The 20,865-nt window shown below is 58.2% G+C and carries 21 protein-coding genes and 1 pseudogene; 21 read left to right on the top strand and 1 reads right to left on the bottom strand.

The window, feature by feature from the left end:
* Positions 1–3: 3 nt before the first annotated feature.
* Positions 4–915: an AraC family transcriptional regulator gene (locus tag WBR25_RS05720; protein ID WP_445981018.1), complete on the bottom strand. Its 912-nt coding sequence runs from the start codon at positions 913–915 to the stop codon at positions 4–6.
* 154 nt (positions 916–1,069) lie between these two features.
* Here WBR25_RS05720 and fliE point away from each other — a divergent pair, with 154 nt between their 5' ends.
* The 21 genes and pseudogenes from fliE (at position 1,070) to WBR25_RS05825 (ending at position 20,863) form a co-directional block, all read left to right on the top strand.
* Positions 1,070–1,387: a flagellar hook-basal body complex protein FliE gene (gene fliE, locus WBR25_RS05725; protein ID WP_005362062.1), complete on the top strand. Its 318-nt coding sequence runs from the start codon at positions 1,070–1,072 to the stop codon at positions 1,385–1,387.
* 62 nt (positions 1,388–1,449) lie between these two features.
* Positions 1,450–3,159, top strand: a complete 1,710-nt coding sequence (gene fliF, locus WBR25_RS05730; protein WP_042054467.1) for a flagellar basal-body MS-ring/collar protein FliF — start codon at positions 1,450–1,452, stop codon at positions 3,157–3,159.
* Complete coding sequence (gene fliG, locus WBR25_RS05735; protein ID WP_005334749.1) at positions 3,152–4,213, top strand: flagellar motor switch protein FliG; 1,062 nt, start codon at positions 3,152–3,154, stop codon at positions 4,211–4,213. The genes fliF and fliG overlap by 8 nt, the downstream gene beginning before the upstream one ends.
* A 68-nt stretch (positions 4,214–4,281) precedes the next feature.
* Positions 4,282–5,103: pseudogene (fliH, locus tag WBR25_RS05740) on the top strand (flagellar assembly protein FliH).
* 52 nt (positions 5,104–5,155) lie between these two features.
* Complete coding sequence (fliI, locus tag WBR25_RS05745) at positions 5,156–6,487, top strand: flagellar protein export ATPase FliI (protein WP_005334747.1); 1,332 nt, start codon at positions 5,156–5,158, stop codon at positions 6,485–6,487.
* Between the two features lie 27 nt (positions 6,488–6,514).
* The gene (gene fliJ, locus WBR25_RS05750) at positions 6,515–6,955 is read left to right on the top strand and encodes a flagellar export protein FliJ (RefSeq protein WP_005334746.1); all 441 of its coding nucleotides are present in this window, start codon (positions 6,515–6,517) and stop codon (positions 6,953–6,955) included.
* Between the two features lie 67 nt (positions 6,956–7,022).
* Entirely contained in the window at positions 7,023–8,933 is a 1,911-nt protein-coding gene (locus WBR25_RS05755; RefSeq protein WP_479749546.1) for a flagellar hook-length control protein FliK, read from the top strand.
* Positions 8,934–8,990: 57 nt separating this feature from the next.
* The gene (gene fliL / locus WBR25_RS05760) at positions 8,991–9,506 is read left to right on the top strand and encodes a flagellar basal body-associated protein FliL (RefSeq protein WP_043822474.1); all 516 of its coding nucleotides are present in this window, start codon (positions 8,991–8,993) and stop codon (positions 9,504–9,506) included.
* Positions 9,507–9,513: 7 nt separating this feature from the next.
* Positions 9,514–10,584: a flagellar motor switch protein FliM gene (fliM, locus tag WBR25_RS05765; protein ID WP_005334736.1), complete on the top strand. Its 1,071-nt coding sequence runs from the start codon at positions 9,514–9,516 to the stop codon at positions 10,582–10,584.
* A 49-nt stretch (positions 10,585–10,633) separates the two neighbouring features.
* Entirely contained in the window at positions 10,634–11,026 is a 393-nt protein-coding gene (gene fliN, locus WBR25_RS05770; protein WP_005298791.1) for a flagellar motor switch protein FliN, read from the top strand.
* On the top strand, positions 11,023–11,403 hold the full coding sequence (fliO, locus tag WBR25_RS05775) for a flagellar biosynthetic protein FliO (protein WP_005362049.1): 381 nt from the start codon (positions 11,023–11,025) through the stop codon (positions 11,401–11,403). Before fliN ends, fliO begins: the two co-directional genes overlap by 4 nt.
* Complete coding sequence (gene fliP, locus WBR25_RS05780) at positions 11,390–12,163, top strand: flagellar type III secretion system pore protein FliP (RefSeq protein ID WP_005334729.1); 774 nt, start codon at positions 11,390–11,392, stop codon at positions 12,161–12,163. The genes fliO and fliP overlap by 14 nt, the downstream gene beginning before the upstream one ends.
* Positions 12,164–12,188: 25 nt before the next feature.
* Positions 12,189–12,458, top strand: coding sequence for a flagellar biosynthesis protein FliQ (gene fliQ, locus WBR25_RS05785; RefSeq protein ID WP_005334727.1), 270 nt, complete (start codon positions 12,189–12,191; stop codon positions 12,456–12,458).
* The gene (gene fliR / locus WBR25_RS05790; protein WP_005353677.1) at positions 12,455–13,252 is read left to right on the top strand and encodes a flagellar biosynthetic protein FliR; all 798 of its coding nucleotides are present in this window, start codon (positions 12,455–12,457) and stop codon (positions 13,250–13,252) included. Before fliQ ends, fliR begins: the two co-directional genes overlap by 4 nt.
* A complete protein-coding gene (gene flhB / locus WBR25_RS05795) occupies positions 13,245–14,375 on the top strand; it encodes a flagellar biosynthesis protein FlhB (RefSeq protein WP_150996454.1) in 1,131 nt (376 codons plus the stop codon). Before fliR ends, flhB begins: the two co-directional genes overlap by 8 nt.
* Positions 14,376–14,482: 107 nt before the next feature.
* Complete coding sequence (gene flhA / locus WBR25_RS05800) at positions 14,483–16,585, top strand: flagellar biosynthesis protein FlhA (RefSeq protein ID WP_479749547.1); 2,103 nt, start codon at positions 14,483–14,485, stop codon at positions 16,583–16,585.
* Positions 16,586–16,601: 16 nt separating this feature from the next.
* Positions 16,602–18,026, top strand: a complete 1,425-nt coding sequence (gene flhF / locus WBR25_RS05805; protein ID WP_129503542.1) for a flagellar biosynthesis GTPase FlhF — start codon at positions 16,602–16,604, stop codon at positions 18,024–18,026.
* 1 nt (position 18,027) lies between these two features.
* A complete protein-coding gene (locus WBR25_RS05810) occupies positions 18,028–18,903 on the top strand; it encodes a MinD/ParA family protein (protein WP_013723550.1) in 876 nt (291 codons plus the stop codon).
* A complete protein-coding gene (locus WBR25_RS05815) occupies positions 18,896–19,615 on the top strand; it encodes an RNA polymerase sigma factor FliA (protein WP_019444723.1) in 720 nt (239 codons plus the stop codon). The genes WBR25_RS05810 and WBR25_RS05815 overlap by 8 nt, the downstream gene beginning before the upstream one ends.
* Positions 19,616–19,738: 123 nt before the next feature.
* Entirely contained in the window at positions 19,739–20,110 is a 372-nt protein-coding gene (cheY, locus tag WBR25_RS05820) for a chemotaxis response regulator CheY (RefSeq protein ID WP_005334709.1), read from the top strand.
* Positions 20,111–20,122: 12 nt separating this feature from the next.
* Positions 20,123–20,863 carry a protein phosphatase CheZ gene (locus WBR25_RS05825; protein ID WP_005353668.1) on the top strand — a complete coding sequence of 247 codons (741 nt, stop codon included), beginning with the start codon at positions 20,123–20,125 and terminating at the stop codon, positions 20,861–20,863.
* The last annotated feature ends 2 nt before the right edge of the window (positions 20,864–20,865 follow it).

Here is a 20,865-nt window from a genome sequence, read left to right on the forward strand (position 1 = left end):
GGCTTATCGGTTGATCAGCGGGATACAGATATCAAACACGTAATGATCCCGGTCGGAGTCCGTGCCTGCGTGGTATTGCTCGTAACACGGGCGATCGTCGCAGTTCAGCCCTTGGCCCACTACCCAGCGAAACGCCGTCTCCCAGCAAGCGACCAGTTGATCGCCGCGAGCGATAAACTGACAAACCGCATAGGGTCCCGCGGCGATGGTCTGGGTGGTTAACTGGCGCCCAGCGGGGATCTCTGGCCCCAGCTCGATGCAGACGTCAGTACGGCAACGGGTCTCATCGGTGATATCGGGGATATCCCAATAGAGACTCAGGGTACCCGCCGGTGTCATCGCCTCGTCTGAGGCGAACAGCGCGAGCAAATCCCGATGGGCTTGCTCGCAGGTCTCTTTGCCATAGGGGCCCAGGCGGCGCATGTACGCCACGCGCCGGGCGGGCATCTGCCTGATGCTAGCCCCCTGCAACAGACCCGGGTGTTCGGTGACCGGGTGCATGACCAGGCCATCATAGGTGTCAAAGGGAAGGGGATCGTTTCCAATCTTGCTTTTCCAGTTTCCCCCCTGCTGCAGGCGGTATTCCGAGGGGCTCATGGCGAAGTGCAGGCGAAAGGCTTTGGCGAAATTCTGCGAGCTGGAGAACCCGGCGGCCAGTGCGAGGGTGGTGATGTCGCTCTGGGGGGAGGCGAGCAAGCGACGGGCAGCGCGCTCCATACGCAGGCGCCGGGTAAATCCGGCAATGGTCTCGCCGACCATCGTCTTGAAAATACGGTGGAAGTGGAAGGTGGAGATGGCTGCCGCCGCTGCGACCTCATCCAGGCTCGGATTGTCATCCAGATGGTGGCTGATGTAGTCCATCGCCTTGAACACGGGTTTGCGATAATCCAGAGCGGACTCCTTGCCAGCCAGCAAAAGTGGGCGTCAGAGTCGGATTTAATCAGAGCCACCTGCCGTTGTCGAACCCGTCCGGCCTGGTCAGGCCACTCATCCGCATCGCGCTTTTAACGCATTGGCACTCTAATTGCTTGTTGCATGCCAGCGTCAATGATTTGTCTGGGGATGGAAAATGGAAATTAGTGCAAGCAGCCTGATGCAAGAGATGCAGGCGCTCAAGATCGAAGCAGGCGCAACGCCGCTGGCACAACCCGGTCGTCAGGTAACCTCCGACTTTGGTCAGCTGCTGCAACAGGCGCTTGGCAACGTCAACGAACTGCAAGGCGCCGCCAATGATCTGCGCACCCGTTTCGATATGGGCGACAAGTCGGTGGATCTGGCCGAAGTGATGATCGCGGGCCAAAAATCCTCCATCGCCTTTGAAGCCACGGTACAGGTGCGCAACAAGATGGTCGATGCCTACAAGACCATCATGAACATGCCGGTATAAGCGACGCCAATAAACCATGACGACTGAACATCATGAACATGTCAGCAATAAGGACATAAATCGTGGCTACTGACCAAAACGGCGATCTGCTGATAAACGATGAGGGCACCGCCGCCCTCGATGAAAATGAGCAGAAGAGTTCGGCGCTGGGCTTCCTGTCCAACACCGATGTGCTGCGGCAAATCACCCTGATCCTGGGGCTTGCCATCTGTCTGGCCATTGCGGTGTTTATCCTGCTGTGGGGCAAGGAGCCGGACATGCGTCCCCTCGGCACCTACACCACCCAGGAGCTGGTGAAGACTCTCGACTTCCTCGATCAGCAGAAGATCCCCTACGAGGTGGATGGCAAGAGCGTGCTGGTCAACGCCGAAAGCTACCCCACTATCCAGCTGGCCCTGACCCGTGCCGGTCTTGCCAATGCCACCGATAGCAGCATCGGTGGTGAAGATATCCTGCTCAAAGATTCCAGTTTCGGCGTCAGCCAGCGGATGGAGAGTGAACGTCTGAAGCTGAGCCGCGAGCGCCAGCTGGCGAGCGCCATCGAGCAGTTCCAGAATGTGGCCAAGGCCCAGGTGCTGCTGGCTATCCCGAAAGACAACGTGTTTGCCCGCAACGAACGCAAACCCAGTGCCACAGTGGTGCTCAACCTGAAAGGGGCTGCGCTGGGGCAGGGGGAGGTGGACTCCATCGTCGATATGGTGGCCTCCGCCGTACATGGCCTTGAGCCGACCCGCGTCACCGTCACTGACCAGAATGGCCGTCTGCTCAACTCCGGCTCGCAAGACCCGATCTCGGCCCAGACTCGCAAAGAGTTTGCCATGCAGCAGAAGCAGGAGCTGGAGTACAAACAAAAAATTGACGCCATCCTGATCCCGGTGCTGGGGGCCGACAACTATACGGCGGAAGTGGATCTCTCCCTCGACTTCTCCCAGCAGGAGCAGACCCGCAAGACTTACAACCCGGATCTGCCTGCAGTGCGCTCCGAGATGACCATGGAAGAGAATAGCGCCAGCGGCAGCAACGGTGGTGTGCCCGGCGCCCTCTCCAACCAGCCCCCTGCCGCCTCCAATATTCCCGAGGAGGCGACCGGTGGTGATGGTGCCAGCGCTGCTGCTTCGGGCCGTTCCCGCAAAGAGGCGACCCGCAACTTCGAGCTGGATACCACCGTCAGCCATACCCGTCGCCAGATGGGTGGCATTCGCCGCATGACCGTCTCGGTTGCCGTGGATTACAAAGCGGTACCCGGTGCCGACGGGGCCGTGACTCGTGAGGCGCGCACCCAGGCAGAACTCGATACATTGCGTCGTTTGCTGAGTGGTGGCCTTGGCTTTGATGTGACCCGTGGTGATACCCTTGAGGTGGTCGCGATTCCGTTCAATCGCCCAGAGCTGGATACCGTGGCTGAAGTGCCGCTCTACGATCAGCCCTGGTTCTGGCGTGCGGTGCGGATTGCCGCCTCGGTACTGGTGATCATCGTCTTGATCGTCACCGTGGTTCGCCCCATGCTCAAGCGACTGCTCTATCCGGATGCCAAACCGGAAGGGGAAGTGGATTTCGACAACCACACCGTACTGGGTGGCGACGACGAGTTGAGCCTGCTGTCAGCACAAGTCGAGAACGATCAGGTATTTGGTGTACGCGATGGCCAGCTGAAACTGCCGGATCTGCACCGTGATGAAGACTTGCTCAAGGCGGTACGTGCGCTGGTGGCGAACGAGCCGGATCTGGCCGCTCAGGTCATTAAAGAATGGGTAACGAACAAAGATGCCTGAAGAAAAGAAGAGTCAAGTCACCGGCAATGACATCACCGACAGTCAGCGCCAGATCCTCGACCAGATGTCGGGGATGGAGATGGCTGCGGTGCTGATGCTGAGCCTCAATGAAGAGGATGCCGCCCAGATCTTCCGTCATCTCGAGCCCAAGCAGGTGCAGCGGCTCGGTATGTCGATGGCCTCCATGTCTGACTTCAGTCACGATCGGGTGGCGGCGGTGCACCGTCAATTCATCGACGATATCCAGAAGTACACCAACATCGGTATCGGCAGCGAAGACTTCGTGCGCAAGGCGTTGGTGGCGGCCCTTGGCGAGGACAAGGCGAGCAATCTGGTGGACCAGATCATTCTCGGTTCCGGCGCCCGTGGCCTCGATTCGCTCAAGTGGATGGATGCCCGTCAGGTGGCCAGCATCATCCAGAACGAACACCCGCAGATCCAGACTATCGTGCTCTCCTATCTGGAGCCGGAGCAATCCGCCGAGATCCTGAGCCAGTTCCCGGAGCAGGTGCGCCTCGATCTGGTGATGCGTATCGCTAACCTCGAAGAGGTACAACCGGCGGCATTGCAAGAGCTGAACGACATCATGGAGAAACAGTTCGCCGGTGCGGCCGGTGCCCAGGCAGCCAAGATGGGCGGCCTGAAGGCAGCCGCCAACATCATGAACTATCTGGATACCAATATCGAAGGCCAGCTGATGGACTCCATCCGCGAGTCGGACGAAGAGATGAGCCAGCAGATCCAGGATTTGATGTTCGTGTTCGAGAACCTCATCGATGTGGACGATCGCGGCATCCAGACCATGCTGCGGGAAGTGCCGGGGGATCTGCTGCAACGCGCCCTCAAGGGCTCCGACGATCAGATGCGCGAGAAGATCTTCAAGAACATGTCCAAACGGGCGGCCGAAATGCTGGCAGACGATCTGGAGGCCATGGGGCCGATCCGGGTCTCCGAAGTGGAAGCGGCCCAGAAAGAGATCCTCTCCATCGCCCGTCGTCTGGCGGATGCTGGCGAAATCATGCTGGGTGCCGGTGGCGGCGAGGAGTTCCTCTAAGCCATGGCCCATAAACCGAATTGCGATGCCAAACCCGCATCAGGCAGTGGTGAGGAGCCGCGCAAAGCATGAACAACAAACTGCGTGGGTATGTGCGCCCCGAGGGCGATGATGCCCGGGTTGAGACCTGGGGCTGGCCCGAGATGGAGGTCGAGGTAGAGGCGGGGGCGCCTACCAATGCTCTTGGCCTGGCCCCTGACTGGTATCAGCAGGAAGAGGAGGTGGTGGAGCCGGAGCCCGAACAGGAGCCGACCCCCAGCATCACCGCCGAAGAGCTTGAAGCGATCCGTCAAGCCGCCTGGGAAGAGGGGATGGCCGAGGGACGCGAGTCCGGTTATGCCAAGGGGATGGAAGAGGGCAAGCTGGAAGGATTGCAACAGGGCCACTCTGCCGGTCTCGAACAGGGGCGTGAGGAGGGGCTGGCTATGGGGCGCGAGCTGGTGGAGCAGGAGATCGCCCACTGGCAGGGGCTCGCCGCCCGCCTTGCCAATCCGCTTAACGAGCTGGATCAGGCGGTGGAGCAGCAGTTGGTCTCGCTGGTGATGCAACTGGCCGCGCGCTCATTCGTCACGAAGCGGAGACCTCCCCCGCATTCTGCTGGAGGCGCTTAAAGAGGGGCTGGCCTTGCTGCCTGCCGCCGAACAGGGGGTGACTCTGATGTTGCATCCCGACGATATAGCGCGAATCGAGCAGGCATTTGGCGCCGACGAGTGCGCCAAGCGCCACTGGCGATTGCAGAGCGATCCCACCCTCTCCCCGGCGATCTGCAACTGGCGACCGAGCTCTCCAGCATCGATTTGACCCTCTCCGGGCGCATCGATCAGTTGCTGCGCAACTTCTTGCGGGACAATGCGTCGCAGAAACCGGCTTCGCAGGACTCACGCCCATAACCGATGCCGGACGTTGCCGTCCGGCTGCACTTTTTAGCTCTCAGGAGGCCAGATGAGCGGCTCGCTACTGAACCGGTTGCAAGGGTACAAGGTACGCGACAGCGCCCCCAAACCGCCGGTCGCCGGCAAATTGACCCGGGTGGTGGGGCTGACCCTCGAAGCCATCGGCTGCCGCGCCGCCATCGGTGCCCTCTGCCGCATCGATACCCTTGATGGGACGCTGGAGGCTGAAGTGGTCGGTTTTTCTGGCGATCGCCTCTATCTGATGCCGAGCGAGCAGCTCAAGGGGGTGATCCCCGGTGCCCGGGTGGTGCCCATCACCGAAGAGCACGGCATTCCGGTTGGGATGAACCTGCTTGGTCGGGTCATCGACGGCATTGGTCAGCCACTCGATGGCCTCGGCCCCATTCTCTCCTCCCAGACCGTGCAGTTTGCCCAGCACCGCATCAACCCGCTCTCTCGCCGCCCGATCCATCAGCCGATGGACGTGGGGGTGCGCGCCATCAACGCCGTGCTGACGGTGGGTCAGGGCCAGCGGATGGGGCTGTTTGCCGGTTCCGGTGTCGGTAAATCGGTGCTGCTGGGCATGATGACTCGCGGCTCGGTGGCGGATGTGGTGGTGGTCGGCCTCATCGGTGAACGGGGCCGGGAAGTGAAAGAGTTTATCGAAGACATTCTGGGAGAGGAGGGGAGAGCCCGCTCCGTGGTGGTGGCGGCTCCCGCCGATGCCTCGCCGCTGATGCGGCTAAAGGGGTGTGAAACGGCGCTGGCCATCGCCGAGTATTTTCGCGATCAGGGGCTTAATGTGCTGCTCTTGATGGACTCCCTCACCCGTTATGCCCAGGCCCAGCGTGAAATCGCGCTGGCGGTGGGCGAGCCGCCGGCGACCAAGGGTTATCCGCCCTCGGTATTTGCCAAATTACCGGCGCTGGTGGAGCGGGCGGGCAACGGCAGTGACGGCCAGGGCTCCATCACCGCCTTCTTCACTGTCCTGACCGAGGGGGATGACCTGCAAGATCCCATTGCCGATGCGGCGCGGGCGATCCTCGATGGCCACATAGTTCTGTCGCGCGAGCTGGCCGATGCGGGCCACTATCCGGCTATCGATATCGAGAAGTCCATCAGCCGGGTCATGCCCATGGTGACTTCGCCGGAACATATGGATCTGGCGCGCACCCTCAAGCAGTTCTACTCCCTCTATCAGCAGAACCGGGATCTCATTACCATCGGCGCCTACAGTCAGGGTTCCGATCCGCGCATCGACCGCGCCATCATTCAAAAACCCTATCTGGATCAGTTCTTGCAGCAGGGGATGCGTGAGGTCATTCACTACGATGATGGCCTGCAAGCCTTGCAGATGGTGGCGATGCCATTGATGCGCTGATGATGGTCGGTAACAGAGAGGTCGACGATGAGTAAAGGGTTGGTACTGTTGGCCGATCGGCTGGTGGAGGCGGAGCAGCAGTGTGCGCTGGCGCTGGTGAAGGCGCAGCAGGATCTCAAGCTGTTCATGGATCAGCAAAATGCCCTCAACCAGTACCGCCAGATCTATCACCAGCAGTGGACCGATCGCGGCCTGCAGGGGATTTCGCCCCAGCAAAATACCCAGTATCACGCCTTTATCAACAAGCTCGAACAGGCAGCGACCCAGCAGTACGAAGGGGTGTTGCAGGTGCGTCAGGCGCTGGAACAGCGCCGTGAAGAGTGGCTGGCGGCCCAGCAGCGGCGCAAGGCGGTGGAGCTGTTGCTGGAGAAGCAGGCGAGCCGCGAGCAGCAGAAAGCCCAGCGTCAGGAGCAGAAGATGCTGGATGAGTACGCCATGTTGCGACGCTTTCATCAATCTGGCCTGTAACTTGCTTTGATATGGACATTGTCGGCGGCCATCTCTTTGGGGGCCACCAGAATTCAGGGATCCCATCATGATGCAGACACTGTTGACACAAACGCCTTCGGCTCCGGCCAACGGGTTGGACAAAGCGCCTCTGAGCGGTTCCGTCGAGAGCAAAAGTATCGATGGGGGAACCGGCAGCGACAGCAAGGGTGATTTCGCCACCCTGATTGCCAAGGCCCGGAACAGCGAACAGGGCGCCGCCGAGGCCACTCAGGGCGGTAACCATGTCCGATCAGCCAAATCTTTGGCGACCGAGAGCGCCTCTCTCAAAGAGGAGACCGGCAAGGAGGAGGATCCAGACGCCGACAACAAGGTGGAGGAGGTCCCTGCTACCGACTTTCTGCTGCGCCTGCAAGACTCCCTCAAGCTTGATACCTCGCTAGTGACTCCCCAGCTGGCGGTGGCGGCCCAACAGAGCGCCACTGCGGTAGACGGCAATCCGTTGCCGCAAGAGGGTGAGCAGGAGGGGATTGCACTTGATGAAGGCGAGCAGACTCCTGCCGCTGCCAGAATTGCCAGCCAGCTTGCCGGTCAGACCGGGGCGCAGTCGCCGCTGGCGACGACCGCCAATTCGACTTCAGAAACCACCGTATCCTCCTCAGTGGCGCGAGTGGTGGCGAAGGGCGATGCCTCTTCTGCCGTTCTCTCCTCTGAAGGTGAAGATGCCGCCACTACTGCGGATGGGCAGGCCGGGGAGAAAGCCTCTGCCAAGGGCGAAACCCTCGGGGCTGATGGCAAGCACACCAAGCCCCTCACAGGGGCAGAGCGAATGGCCCAGCTGGCCAAGGTGCTGCCGGTCGATGAGTCGGCAAACACCGCCAAATCCGCTGAGTCACTCGCTGCAAAAGAGGCTGGCGACAGCAAATCCGATCTCGCCGTCAGCAATGCTTTGACTAACAAGGGGCAGGCGACGCAAGCCGCGACTCAGGGGGCTGCGCTCAAGGCGTTCAGCGAGGGGCTCAAGCCGCCTGAGGCTGGCACAGCTACAGCCACTGCTGAGGGCAGTGGTGCAACTAGCAAGGGGGCAGAAAAGGGGGCCGCCGAGGGAAGCCAGCAGCCAGCCACCGCCGCCAATCAAAGTTCGGCGCCCGTGACGACGGCGCAAAGTGCCGCAGCCCAGAGCAGCGTAACGACAAATGCGACGACTCAGAGCGATAGCGCTGCCGCTCCCGTGATGGTGGCGCCGCAGCAGGTGTTGGCACAGGCTGAATCTCAGGGGCCGCAAGCGCCGTTGTCGACCATTTCAGCCGGCATCAAACAGATGGAAGTGACGGGCACCGACGAGGTACGCAAAGCGGTTTCGCTTGAGGTAAAACCGAAGGCCGGTGAGGCGGAGAAGAGCCTGGTTGCGGCGACATCGAGCGGTGAGAGCAGCCAGAACCAGACTGTTCAGCATGGCCAGAACAGCCAGACTCAGCCACAGGTGGCCGATAGCCGGGCGCCCGCCGCTGAGACGACGCTGCGCCGTGAGCCGCAGAATTTACCCCATTTGAAACTGGCCAGTCAGGAGGCGCCTGCCGAATTGCACCAGAAGGTCAATGTGATGCTGGCCGAAAAACTGCAACAGGCGGAAATTCAGCTCGACCCCCTCGGCCTTGGCAAGATGAAGATCCAGATCCAGATGGGAGCCGACAGCCAGGCCAACGTCCATTTTGTGGTACAACATGGACAGACCCGCGAGATGCTGGAGCAGGCGATGCCCCGGCTGCGTGACATGCTGGCAGGGCAGGGGATCCAGCTTGGTCAGACGCAGGTGCAGCAGCAGTCGCAACAACAGCAGCAACAGGGCCAGCCCACCTTTAACGGGCAGGGTCAGCAGGGGCAGAGTAGTGGTCAGCCGAGGTCCGGTAACGGGCTGGTTGAAGGGGAACTCACCACATCCAACCCCAGTTTGCTGGTGGAATCGACAAACGGTTCCGGAATTGATTTCTATGCTTGATGCAATCCCGAGTAAGTTTATGATATCGAACAAGTTTGAGACTAGGGTGGACAAGGGATGGCTGACGATAACGAGTTGACGCTAAAAGACCCGGCTGCGGGCAAGAAAAAGAAGCTGATCATTATCATTGCCCTGGCGGTAATTTTGCTGGGCGGTGGTGGTGCTGGCGCCTTCCTGATGCTCTCCGGCTCCGATAAACCGCCCGCTGAAGCGGCGGAAGGAGCCGAGGCCACACCCAAGGAGGAAGCGCCTAAACCTTCCCTCTATGTCGGTATGCCGCGTCCCTTTGTTTTCAACGTCGCAGGTGCCCAGCGAGATCGACTGGTGCAGATCAAGATCCAGCTGATGGTGCGCGGTACCGCCGACGAGACGCTGGCCAAACAGAATATTCCCCTGATTGAAGGCACCTTGCTGCGGGTATTCAGTGCAGCCAGTGCCGAACAGCTGATGACCTTTGAAGGCAAGGAGAAGCTGCGCAAGGATTCACTGGAAGAGTGCCGTCGGGTGCTCAAGGACCTAGTCTCTTCCCCCGTTATCGAACAAGTGCTGTTTACCGGCTTTGTAATGCAGTAGGTGAAGCGTGAGCGATCTGTTAAGTCAGGACGAAATTGATGCCCTCTTGCACGGTGTCGATGATGTCGAAGAGGAAGAGATAGGCGGCGCTGGAGACCCCGGCGTAGCCCAGTTTGACTTCTCCTCCCAAGACCGCATCGTCCGTGGTCGCATGCCGACGCTGGAGCTGGTGAATGAACGTTTCGCCCGCCATATGCGGATCAGCCTGTTCAACATGATGCGTCGTACCGCCGAGGTCTCCATCAACGGCGTGCAGATGCTCAAGTTTGGCGAGTATGTTCATACCCTGTTTGTGCCGACCAGTCTCAACATGGTGCGCTTCCGCCCGCTCAAGGGGACGGCGCTCATCACCATGGAGGCTCGACTGGTCTTCATTCTGGTGGAGAACTTCTTCGGTGGCGATGGCCGTTATCACGCCAAAATTGAAGGGCGCGAATTTACCCCGACCGAACGGCGTATTATCCAGATGCTGCTCAAACTGGTGTTTGAGGATTACAAGGATGCCTGGGCGCCGGTGATGGATGTGGGGTTCGAGTATCTCGACTCCGAAGTGAACCCGGCAATGGCCAACATCGTCAGCCCGACCGAAGTGATCGTGGTCAGCTCGTTCCACATCGAGCTCGATGGTGGCGGCGGCGACTTCCACGTGGCGATGCCTTATTCCATGCTGGAACCGATCCGCGAGCTGCTGGATGCCGGTGTGCAGAGTGACAAGGGGGATACCGACGTACGTTGGAGCAAGGCGCTGCGTGACGAGATCATGGACGTCAAGGTGGAGCTGCGGGCCAAGCTGCTGGAGACCGAACTCACCCTGCGTGAACTGATGGAGCTGCGACCCGGCGATATCATTCCGGTCGATATGCCGGAAAATTTGCTGGTTTTTGTGGAGGACTTGCCCACTTTCCACGCCAAGATGGGCCGCACCAAGGATAATGTGGCGCTCAAGATCACCGACAAGCTCAAACGTCCGGAAGGGGTCAAGACGGAGATGCATCTGGTGACCCGGGGCGGGGTACGAATTGATGGCGAGGCCGAGCTGGAAGAGCTCGAACGCAGTATCGAAGATCAACAGCGATAATTGACGGTTTATTACGGTAAACGGTCACGAAGTAGCATAAGGAAACAAGATGAGCGGAACTGAGGAAGAGGATCTGATGGCTGATGCCTGGGCTGCGGCTCTGGAGGAGCAGGTGACGGCGGAAGCCAAGCCAGCCCCGCTGGAAGAGTTGAAAGATGATGCCCCCATCAGTGCCGAGGAGCGTCGCAAGCTCGACACCATTCTCGATATTCCGGTCACTATCGCCATGGAGGTGGGCCGCAGCCAGATCAGCATCCGCAACCTGTTGCAGCTGAACCAGGGCTCGGTGGTGGAGCTGGATCGGGTTGCAGGCGAGCCGCTGGATGTATTGGTCAACGGTACCCTGATCGCTCATGGCGAGGTGGTGGTGGTGAACGACAAGTTCGGTATCCGCCTGACTGACGTCATCAGCCAGATTGAACGGATCAAGAAGCTCAAATGATGCGCCTCCTGTTGTTATTGCTGCCTGTTCCGGCCTTTGCCGAGACAGCGGCATCTGCCAACGTGCCTAGTCTGAGCTCCTGGTTGCTCTCCAGTCTGATGGTGATTGGTCTCATTCTGGTGCTGGGCTTTCTGCTCAAGAAGAGCAAGCTGGCGACCGCCATGGGGGGCGGCCAGATGCGGGTCATCGCCTCGTTGCCGGTGGGTTACAAAGAGAAGCTGCTGGTGGTCAAGGTGGGCGAACAGCAACTGCTGGTCGGCGTAACACCGCAGCAGGTCAACTTTCTCTACCGGCTGGAGGAGCCGCTGGACGAAAACCAGCCTCAGGCGTTTTCCCAGCAGCTTGGCAAATTGATGGGCAAGCATGAAAAAAGCTAACGGCTTGTGGCTGAAAACGGGGCTGCTGGTCAGCCTGCTGATACCACTGTTTTGCTCTTGGCCTGCGTTGGCACAGGATGCCATGTCGGCGGTGACCGTCAAGACCATGGGGGATGGCTCTCAGGAGTACAGCCTGACCCTGCAAGTACTGGCGCTGATGACCGCGCTCTCCTTCTTGCCGGCCATGGTGATCATGATGACCTCGTTTACCCGCATCATTGTGGTGTTGGGTATCTTGCGCCAAGCGATCGGTCTGCAACAGAGTCCCTCCAACCAGGTGTTGATCGGCATCGCCCTGTTTATGTCGTTCTTCATCATGTCGCCGGTGCTGGATCGCATCAATGATGAGGCGTTGCAGCCCTATCTGGCCGAGACCATTCAGGCAAAGGAGGCGCTGGAGCGGGCCGAGTTGCCCATCCATCAGTTCATGCTGGCCCAGACCCGGATCAAGGATCTCAACACCTTTATGGAGATCGCCAACGTGCAGGTGGAGAAACCTGCCGATGTGCCGCTACGAGTGCTGATTCCTGCATTTGTCACCAGCGAGCTGAAAACCGCCTTCCAGATTGGTTTTATGCTGTTCCTACCGTTCCTGGTCATCGATCTGGTGGTCGCCAGTATTCTGATGGCGATGGGGATGATGATGCTCTCGCCGATGATCGTCTCGCTGCCCTTCAAGTTGATGCTGTTCGTGATGGTGGATGGCTGGAACCTCATTCTGGGGTCACTGGCCAACAGTTTCGGACTGGGTGCCGGTTAGCCGGTCGAGCGCAAGGAGCCCGAACATGAGTCCTGAAACCTTTGTCGACGTCTTTCGCGAGGCGCTCTGGCTGGTCAATATCATGGTCAGCGCCGTGATCCTGCCCAGCCTCGCTATCGGCCTGGTGGTAGCCATTTTTCAGGCGGCCACCTCCATCAACGAACAGACCCTGAGCTTTCTGCCCCGTCTTATCGTGACCCTGCTAGCCTTGGGAATTGGTGCTCACTGGGGAATGCAGAGTCTGATGGACTTCTTCATACTGATGGTCAATCAAATCCCCGAGGTGGTGGGATGACCTACACAACCGCTCTGATCATGGAGTGGTTGTCTTCGATCCTCTGGCCGCTGGCGCGGGTGAGCAGTCTGCTGATGGTGATGGCGGTGTTTGGCAGCCGTCTTGCTCCTGCGCGGGTACGGATGGGGCTGGCGCTTGCCATCACCTTTCTCATTGCCCCGCTGCTCCCGAAAATGCCTCCTATCGAGCTATTCTCTGCCGGCAGTTTTCTGGTATTGGGCCAGCAACTGCTGATCGGTATTGCTCTCGGCCTGATGACCCAGTTTCTGATGGAGAGCTTCGTGATGGCCGGCCAGGTCATCGCCATGCAGACCAGCCTCGGCTTTGCCACCTTGGTGGACCCGATGAATGGCCAGTCGGCCCCAGTGGTGGGTCAGTTTTATCTGATGCTGGCGACCCTGGTGTTTCTGGCATTGGATGGTCATCTGGTGATGCTGCGGCTGGTCATTCTTAGTTTCGAGACACTGCCTGTCTCCGAGCACGGCCTCTCGGTTTCATCCATGAAAACCCTGAGTGCGTTTCTGGGTGTGATGTATCAGGCTGCTTTGGTGATGTCGCTCTCAGCCATCGTCGCCTTGCTCTTAATCAACTTCGCCTTTGGTGTCATGACCCGGGCGGCGCCGCAACTCAACATTTTCAGTATCGGTTTTGCGGTCAGCATGATGTCGGGTCTGCTGATCCTCTGGCTCACTATCGGCGGGTTCCTCGGCCACTTCGACATCATGTGGGAGCGGGTGCAGGAGGTCAGCTGCGAGCTGATCAACACCCAGTGCTTCGGGGGCGCTCATGGCTGATACCGACCAGGAACGTACCGAACAACCCACGGGCAAACGACTGCAACAGGCCCGTGAAAAAGGGCAGATTGCACGTTCAAAAGAGTTGGGAACCGCCAGCGTTTTGCTCTCGGCGGTATTTGGCCTGCTGATGCTAAAGGGCTCGCTGGCGACCGCCATGATCAAGGTCGTCACCATGGGCTTTACTCTGGACAGGGAGCAGGCTTTCGATCCCAACGCCATGATCGCCATGCTGCCGGCGCTGCTGGGGGAACTGGTTCTTCCGCTGGGGCTGTTGTTCGCGCTGGTGGCGATTGCCGCCTTTATCGGCAACACCCTGATGGGGGGGATGAACTTCTCCACCGAAGCCATGATGCCCAAGATGAGCAAGTTGAGTCCGCTCAGTGGCCTCAAGCGAATGTTCGGGGTGCAGTCGCTGATCGAGCTGGTCAAATCCATCGCCAAAGTGGTGTTCATCACCCTGTTTGCCTGGTGGATGCTATCCAGTCAGTTTAATCATCTGCTCAATCTCTCCATGGAGGGTTTCCCCGGCGGTATTATCGATGCGCTGGAGTTGTTTCTCTGGATGTTGATCATCCTCTGCTGCGCCCTGCTTCCCATCGTTGCCATCGACGTGCCGTTCCAGCAGTGGAACCACATGCGTCAGCTCAAGATGACCAAGCAGGAGGTCAAGGACGAGTTCAAGGACAGCGAAGGCAAGCCCGAGGTAAAGGGCAAGATCCGCCAGTTGCAGATGCAGATGGCGATGCGTCGAATGATGGGGGATGTACCCAAGGCTGATGTGGTGATCACCAACCCGACCCACTACTCGGTAGCGCTCAAGTATGATGCGGGCAAACCCGGTGCCGCGCCCAAGGTCGTGGCCAAGGGCACTGATGAAATTGCAATGAAGATCAGGGAGATCGCCAGAGAGTACGAGATCCCCATCATGCCGTCACCAGCCTTGACCCGTGCGATTTACCACTCAACCGAGCTGGGCCACGAGATCCCGGAAGGGCTGTTTGCTGCGGTTGCCCAGGTGCTCGCCTATGTCTTCCAGCTCAAGAAATTCCGTCGTGGTCAGGGTCGCCGTCCCCAGCCGCTGGCTAAAGATCTGCCCATTCCGACCGAATATCGAAAATGACAAAGTTCTGACGTAGTCAAAATAAATCCATTGCATTTCAATACCTTGTATTGTTGGCTTGATGTTTGCTTTAATCTGGCACCAGCAGGTTGAAATTGAGAAGCGCGATGGAATTCAAGGCAGTATTGGGCCAGTTCAAAGAGTACCGGGGGGTTTTGGGCAAAGGCCTTGGCACCCCTCTGCTGGTATTGGCCGCGCTCGGCATGGTGGTGTTGCCCATCCCGCCGTTGATGCTGGATGTGCTCTTCTCCTTCAACATTGCCCTCTCCATCGTGGTGCTGCTGGTATCCGTCTATACCCGCCGCCCCCTCGAATTTGCTGCCTTCCCGACCGTACTGCTGCTCGCTACCCTGCTGCGGTTGGCGTTGAACGTCGCCTCGACCCGGGTGGTGTTGCTGGAAGGTCATAATGGTAGTGCGGCGGCCGGCCATGTGATCGAGGCGTTCGGTAACGTGGTGATCGGCGGCAACTATGCGGTCGGCATCATCGTTTTCACCATCCTGATGATCATCAACTTTGTGGTCATTACCAAGGGTGCCGGGCGGATCGCGGAAGTGAGTGCCCGTTTTACCCTTGATGCGATGCCGGGCAAACAGATGGCCATCGATGCCGATTTGAACGCCGGTCTCATCAATCAGGAAGAGGCGAAGAAGCGTCGTCAGGATGTAACCCAGGAAGCTGACTTCTACGGCTCCATGGATGGTGCCTCCAAGTTTGTCAAAGGGGATGCCATTGCGGGCATCATGATCCTCTTTATCAACATCATCGGCGGCTTCATCATCGGGATGATGCAGCACCAGCTGACCTTCAGCGAATCTGCCGAGATCTATACACTGTTGGCCATCGGTGACGGTCTGGTGGCGCAGATCCCCTCCCTGCTGCTCTCAATTGCAGCCGCCATCATAGTGACCCGTCAGAATACCGATCAGGATATGGGAACCGCGGTGCTGGGTCAGCTGTTTGACAATCCCAAAGCTCTGATCATCTCTGCCGGTATTCTGCTGATGATGGGACTGGTGCCGGGGATGCCGCATTTCGCCTTCCTGAGTCTGGGGGCTCTTGCCGCCGCTGGCGCCTGGTGGTTGCTGCGCCGAGAGAAACTGGCGGCCGCCAAAGCGGCCAAGGGTGAGCTGCTGCCTGCCACTGCCGAACAACCCCATGAGCAGAAAGAGCTGAGCTGGGACGATGTGATGCCGGTGGACATCATCGGGCTGGAAGTGGGTTATCAACTGATCCCGCTGGTGGATCGCAATCAGGGTGGCGAACTGCTCAACCGGATCAAAGGGGTGCGCAAGAAACTCTCGCAAGAGCTGGGTTTTCTGGTCCCGGCCGTCCACATTCGCGACAACCTGGATCTGGCGCCAAACCAATACCGCATCACCTTGATGGGGGTCAGTACCGGCGAGGCCAATGTCTACAATGATAAGGAGATGGCCATCAATCCGGGGCAGGTGTTCGGCCAGATCCAGGGGATAGCGACCCGGGATCCCGCCTTCGGACTTGAAGCGGTCTGGGTTGCCAAGGAGATGGTCTCTCAGGCACAGACACTGGGGTATACGGTGGTGGATACCGCGACCGTGGTGGCTACCCATCTGAGCCAGATCCTGACCAACCATGCGGCTCTGCTGCTGGGCCATGACGAGGTACAACAACTGCTCGACATGATTGGCAAACATCAGAGCAAGCTGGTCGAAGGGCTGGTGCCGGAAGTAATCAGCATGGGTAACCTTGTGAAGGTATTGCAGAATTTGCTCAATGAAGGCGTGCCAATCCGCGATATGCGCACTATCCTGCAGACCCTGGTTGAATACGCGCCGCGCAGTCCGGATCCGGAAGTGCTCACGGCCGCTTGCCGGATTGCCCTGCGTCGCCTGATTGTGCAGGAGATTGCAGGCCCCGATCCCGAGCTGCCGGTGATTACCTTGGCGCCGGAATTGGAACGTATATTGCATCAATCCCTGCAGGCAGGTGGTGGTGATGGTGCCGGTATTGAACCGGGTCTGGCAGAGCGGATGCAGCGTTCGCTGGTGGAAGCCACTCAACGACAAGAATTGGAAGGCCAACCGGCCGTGCTTCTGACATCGGGGATCTTGCGCAATACCCTGGCAAAATTTGTCAAGAATGCCATTCCTGGATTGCGCGTTCTGTCTTATCAGGAAGTGCCCGACGACAAGCAGATCCGCATCGTCAGTGCGGTAGGGCAGAACTAGTTAGCGGAGACGACGGGTGAAGATTAAGCGGTTTTTTGCCAAGGATATGCGAACGGCTCTGGCCGAGGTCAAGGAGACTCTCGGGCCTGACGCCGTCATCATGTCCAACAAGAAGGTTACCGGAGGGGTAGAGATAGTCGCCGCAGTCGATTATCAATCCCAGGTCCCGGGGCCCAAAGATGCGCCGGTTCGCCGTCAGCTGAACGATGAGAGCGTCAATATTTCGTCTGCTGCACGGCAGATGATCCGCCCCGAGCCGGCGCCGGCGAAGGAGCAGAACGAACATTATGCCGATACCCTGGCCGCCTTGCTGGCGCGCCAGCAGAAGCTCAAGCCGGGCAATGGGGCGCCACTGGGTAATACCCAATCAGCCGGTCTGGCCGCTGCCAATGCAGCGCCCAGAACATTGGCCGAGCAGGGGCAGTGGGGAGCAGCTCCCGAACCTGCCAAGCCCAAAGCTCGGGTTGCGTCCGGCCAGCGCCCCCCTCAACCTGCCCAGCGGGATCAGGAGATGGAAGGGATGCGCAAGGAGATGGCCAGCATCCGCAAATTGTTGGAGCACCAGATCTCCGGGCTGATGTGGCAAGAGGTGGAGCGCCGCGAACCGATGCGGGCCCTGTTGATCAAGGAGCTCAAGAAACTGGGCTTTGATGATGCCTTTGCCGATCAATTGGCGGGACTGATCCCCGAAGATATGTCCATCCATCAGGCGATGGCCCAGTTGGCCGAAGTGCTGACGGCCCAGCTCAAGATCAGTGAGGACGAGATCATGCGTCAGGGCGGCGCGGTGGCGCTGCTTGGTCCGACCGGGGTGGGCAAAACCACCACCATCGCCAAGCTGGCGGCCCGTTTCGCCATGAAGTATGGCGCCGAACAGGTGGCGCTGATCACCACCGATAACTACCGGATCGGTGCCCATGAACAGCTGCAGACCTATGGCCGCATCATGGGTTGCCCGGTACGTCAGGTGCGTGATGCCGAAGAGTTGGCCAATGCCCTTTATCAGTTCCGCCATCGTCGGCTGGTACTTATCGATACGGCCGGGGTTGGCCAACGGGATATCCGGTTGACCGAGCAGCTCGATACCTTGGTCAAGAATGCCAAGGTGCGGATCCGCAGTTATCTGGTGATGTCGGCAACTTCCCAGCGTCGGGTGATGCAGGAAGCGGTTGACCATTTCCGGCGTATTCCATTAAGCGGCTGCATACTTACCAAATTGGATGAAAGTCTGAATCTTGGCGAAGTGATTAACGTGTGTATCCAGAATTCATTGCCCATCAGCTATATCACTGACGGACAAAGGGTTCCGGAAGATATTCAGGTTGCCAATGCGGCGCAGCTCGTCGGGGCTGCCATGGGCTCGCTGGAGCGAGAAACAGAGGAGCCCTATTTCTGGGGCGCAGGCTTTGGCGAGGCCGAAGATTCGGAGTTTTATGAGTAACATGTATATGGATCAGGCGAGTGGTCTGCGCAAAATGCGTCAAAACAATCGAGTAAAAGTAATCGCCGTTTCCGGTGGTAAAGGTGGCGTGGGCAAGACCAACGTGACCCTGAACGTGGCCGGAGCCATGGCCGCCCAAGGCAAGCGGGTGATGGTGCTGGATGCCGACCTGGGTCTGGCCAACGTCGACGTCATGCTGGGGCTGCGGGTTCATCGCAACCTATCTCATGTCCTGGCGGGTGAATGCACCATCGACGATATCATCGTCGAAGGCCCCTACGGCATGATGATCGTACCTGCGACCTCGGGCACCCAGTCCATGGTCGAGCTTTCTCCGGTGCAGCATGCCGAGCTTATCCGTGCCTTCAGCGAGATGAAGACCCAGGTCGACATCCTGCTGGTGGATACGGCTGCGGGGATCTCCGACATGGTGCTGAGCTTCACCCGCGCAGCTCAGGACATCATGGTGGTGGTCTGTGATGAGCCGACCTCCATCACCGATGCCTACGCCCTCATCAAGATCCTCTCCAAGGATCACGGTGTGTTTCGTTTCAAGGTTGTGGCCAATATGGTGCGCAGTCTGCGCGAAGGGCAGGAGCTCTTTGCCAAACTGACCCGGGTAACGGATCGTTTCCTCGATACCTCGCTGGAACTGGTCGCCTGTGTACCCTATGACACCAATCTGCGTGCCGCTGTGCGCAAGCAGAAGCTGATTGTCGAGGCGTTTCCCAAGTCGCCGGCCGCACTGGCGTTCCGGGCCCTTGCCAACAAGGCTGCGAGCTGGCCGGTTCCCAACCAGCCGGGCGGCCATCTGGAGTTTTTCCTGGAAAATTTGTTGCAGAAACCGGCCACAACACAGGAAGGTTCCCGTGAATAAAGCCCAAGCGTACTTGCGTCATCAGGATTCCTATGTGCTGGTGGAGCGTCATGCTCCCCTGGTCAAGCGAATTGCCCAGCATTTGTTGGCTCGCCTGCCCAGCAGTGTCTTGCTGGATGACCTGATCCAGGCAGGTATGATTGGGCTGCTTGAAGCTTCCCGCAACTTTGACGGTAGCAAGGGAGCAAGCTTCGAGACGTATGCCGGGATCCGCATCCGTGGCGCCATGCTGGATGAGATCCGGCGTGGTGACTGGGTGCCCCGTTCAGTGCATCGCAACAGTCGCGCTATCGCAGAAGCGATCGAGAATGTCGAGCAGACTCACGGGCGTGACGCGCGAGATACCGAGGTTGCTGCCGAGATGGGGGTCTCCATCGCTGATTACCATGCGATGCTGCAAGACGTCTCCTGCGGCAAAATTATCGGCATCGAAGATTTGGGAGTCAGCGAGGATGTGATCGGCAACCCCGATGACGCCCCTTCCGGCTCGGGATTCGATGAATTGGCTGCCGAGCGATTTCAGATTCAATTATCCGAGCAAATTGGTCGTCTACCAGAGAGAGAAGCTTTGGTTCTCTCTCTTTACTACGATGAAGAGCTGAATTTGCGTGAAATTGGCGAGGTTTTGAATGTCAGCGAGTCGCGTGTGAGCCAGATCCACAGTCAAGCAATGCACAGATTGCGTGCTCGTTTGAGAGATTGGCATCTATAAGTGTTTGTACTGGCTACACTGAGATGAAACTCTAAGGCATAATCCGCACGACACAACCCGTTTTTAGCATCATGTAAGTGAGCCACTCTAGTGGCTATTTAGGAGGGAATTTTGGACAAGAACATGAAAATCCTCATTGTTGACGATTTTTCAACGATGCGCCGGATTATCAAGAACTTGCTGCGCGACTTGGGATTCAACAATACCCATGAGGCGGATGACGGCAATACAGCGCTGCCGATGCTGAAAAATGGTGATTTTCAGTTTGTAGTTACCGACTGGAACATGCCTGGCATGCAAGGTATTGACCTGCTTAAAGCCATCCGTGTCGATGAGAAGCTCAAGCATCTGCCGGTACTGATGGTAACCGCTGAAGCCAAACGTGAGCAGATCATTGAAGCCGCCCAAGCTGGCGTCAACGGTTACATCGTCAAGCCCTTCACCGCAGCAACGCTCAAAGAAAAACTCGACAAAATTTTCGAACGAATTGGCTAAGGAGCTGCAGGGATGATGGCCAAAACGAGAGCAATGATTTCGCTCGACCAGGCAAGGATGCTTGTTGCTCATCTGGAGCAAGGCGAATTTGAGCTGGCCGATGAACTGCTTGCCGAAGTATGTGCCCCCAACGCAGCCGATCTGTTTGAAAAAGTAGGTCAGCTGACCCGACAACTGCATGATTCACTTCAAGAATTTCGCCTTGATCCCCGTATTCCCGATTTGGCTACCCATGACATTCCCGATGCTCGGGAGCGTTTGAGCTACGTTATCGATATGACCGACAAAGCGGCCAATCGCACAATGGATGCGGTGGAAGCCAGTTTGCCGATAGCGGATCGCCTGAATGACAATATCCAGCTGGTGATGCCGAACTGGAATGCCCTGATGTCTCGTGACATGAGCGTGGGGCAGTTCAAATCCTTATGTCACCAACTTGATGATTTTATTAAGGCTTCAGAGTCTGATGCCGATAAATTACGGCAACTGCTGACAGAAATCCTGATGGCACAAGATTTTCAGGATTTGACAGGTCAGATGATCCGCAAGGTCATCAAGCTTGTTCAGGAAGTTGAAACAAAATTAATAGAAATGCTGACCATGTTTGGTGAGGCTTCTGCTGAGCATTCAACTCGTAGTATTCCTGTCAACGGGATTGAAGCAGAGGGCCCTATCATGAACCCCGAGGCTCGTGCCGATGTGGTCAATGGTCAGGATGATGTGGACGATCTGCTGTCTAGCTTGGGATTCTAATG

It is taken from the genome of Aeromonas sp. MTB, from assembly GCF_056632455.1.

Bases quoted from the DNA above. Each gene is read 5' to 3' on its own strand.
- fliE (WP_005362062.1), top strand. From the start codon at position 1,070: ATGGAAATTAGTGCAAGCAGCCTGATGCAAGAGATGCAGGCGCTCAAG.
- fliG (WP_005334749.1), top strand. From the start codon at position 3,152: ATGCCTGAAGAAAAGAAGAGTCAAGTCACCGGCAATGACATCACCGAC.
- fliI (WP_005334747.1), top strand. From the start codon at position 5,156: ATGAGCGGCTCGCTACTGAACCGGTTGCAAGGGTACAAGGTACGCGAC.
- fliJ (WP_005334746.1), top strand. From the start codon at position 6,515: ATGAGTAAAGGGTTGGTACTGTTGGCCGATCGGCTGGTGGAGGCGGAG.
- WBR25_RS05755 (WP_479749546.1), top strand. From the start codon at position 7,023: ATGATGCAGACACTGTTGACACAAACGCCTTCGGCTCCGGCCAACGGG.
- fliL (WP_043822474.1), top strand. From the start codon at position 8,991: ATGGCTGACGATAACGAGTTGACGCTAAAAGACCCGGCTGCGGGCAAG.
- fliN (WP_005298791.1), top strand. From the start codon at position 10,634: ATGAGCGGAACTGAGGAAGAGGATCTGATGGCTGATGCCTGGGCTGCG.
- fliO (WP_005362049.1), top strand. From the start codon at position 11,023: ATGATGCGCCTCCTGTTGTTATTGCTGCCTGTTCCGGCCTTTGCCGAG.
- fliP (WP_005334729.1), top strand. From the start codon at position 11,390: ATGAAAAAAGCTAACGGCTTGTGGCTGAAAACGGGGCTGCTGGTCAGC.
- fliQ (WP_005334727.1), top strand. From the start codon at position 12,189: ATGAGTCCTGAAACCTTTGTCGACGTCTTTCGCGAGGCGCTCTGGCTG.
- fliR (WP_005353677.1), top strand. From the start codon at position 12,455: ATGACCTACACAACCGCTCTGATCATGGAGTGGTTGTCTTCGATCCTC.
- flhB (WP_150996454.1), top strand. From the start codon at position 13,245: ATGGCTGATACCGACCAGGAACGTACCGAACAACCCACGGGCAAACGA.
- flhA (WP_479749547.1), top strand. From the start codon at position 14,483: ATGGAATTCAAGGCAGTATTGGGCCAGTTCAAAGAGTACCGGGGGGTT.
- WBR25_RS05810 (WP_013723550.1), top strand. From the start codon at position 18,028: ATGTATATGGATCAGGCGAGTGGTCTGCGCAAAATGCGTCAAAACAAT.
- cheY (WP_005334709.1), top strand. From the start codon at position 19,739: ATGAAAATCCTCATTGTTGACGATTTTTCAACGATGCGCCGGATTATC.
- WBR25_RS05825 (WP_005353668.1), top strand. From the start codon at position 20,123: ATGATGGCCAAAACGAGAGCAATGATTTCGCTCGACCAGGCAAGGATG.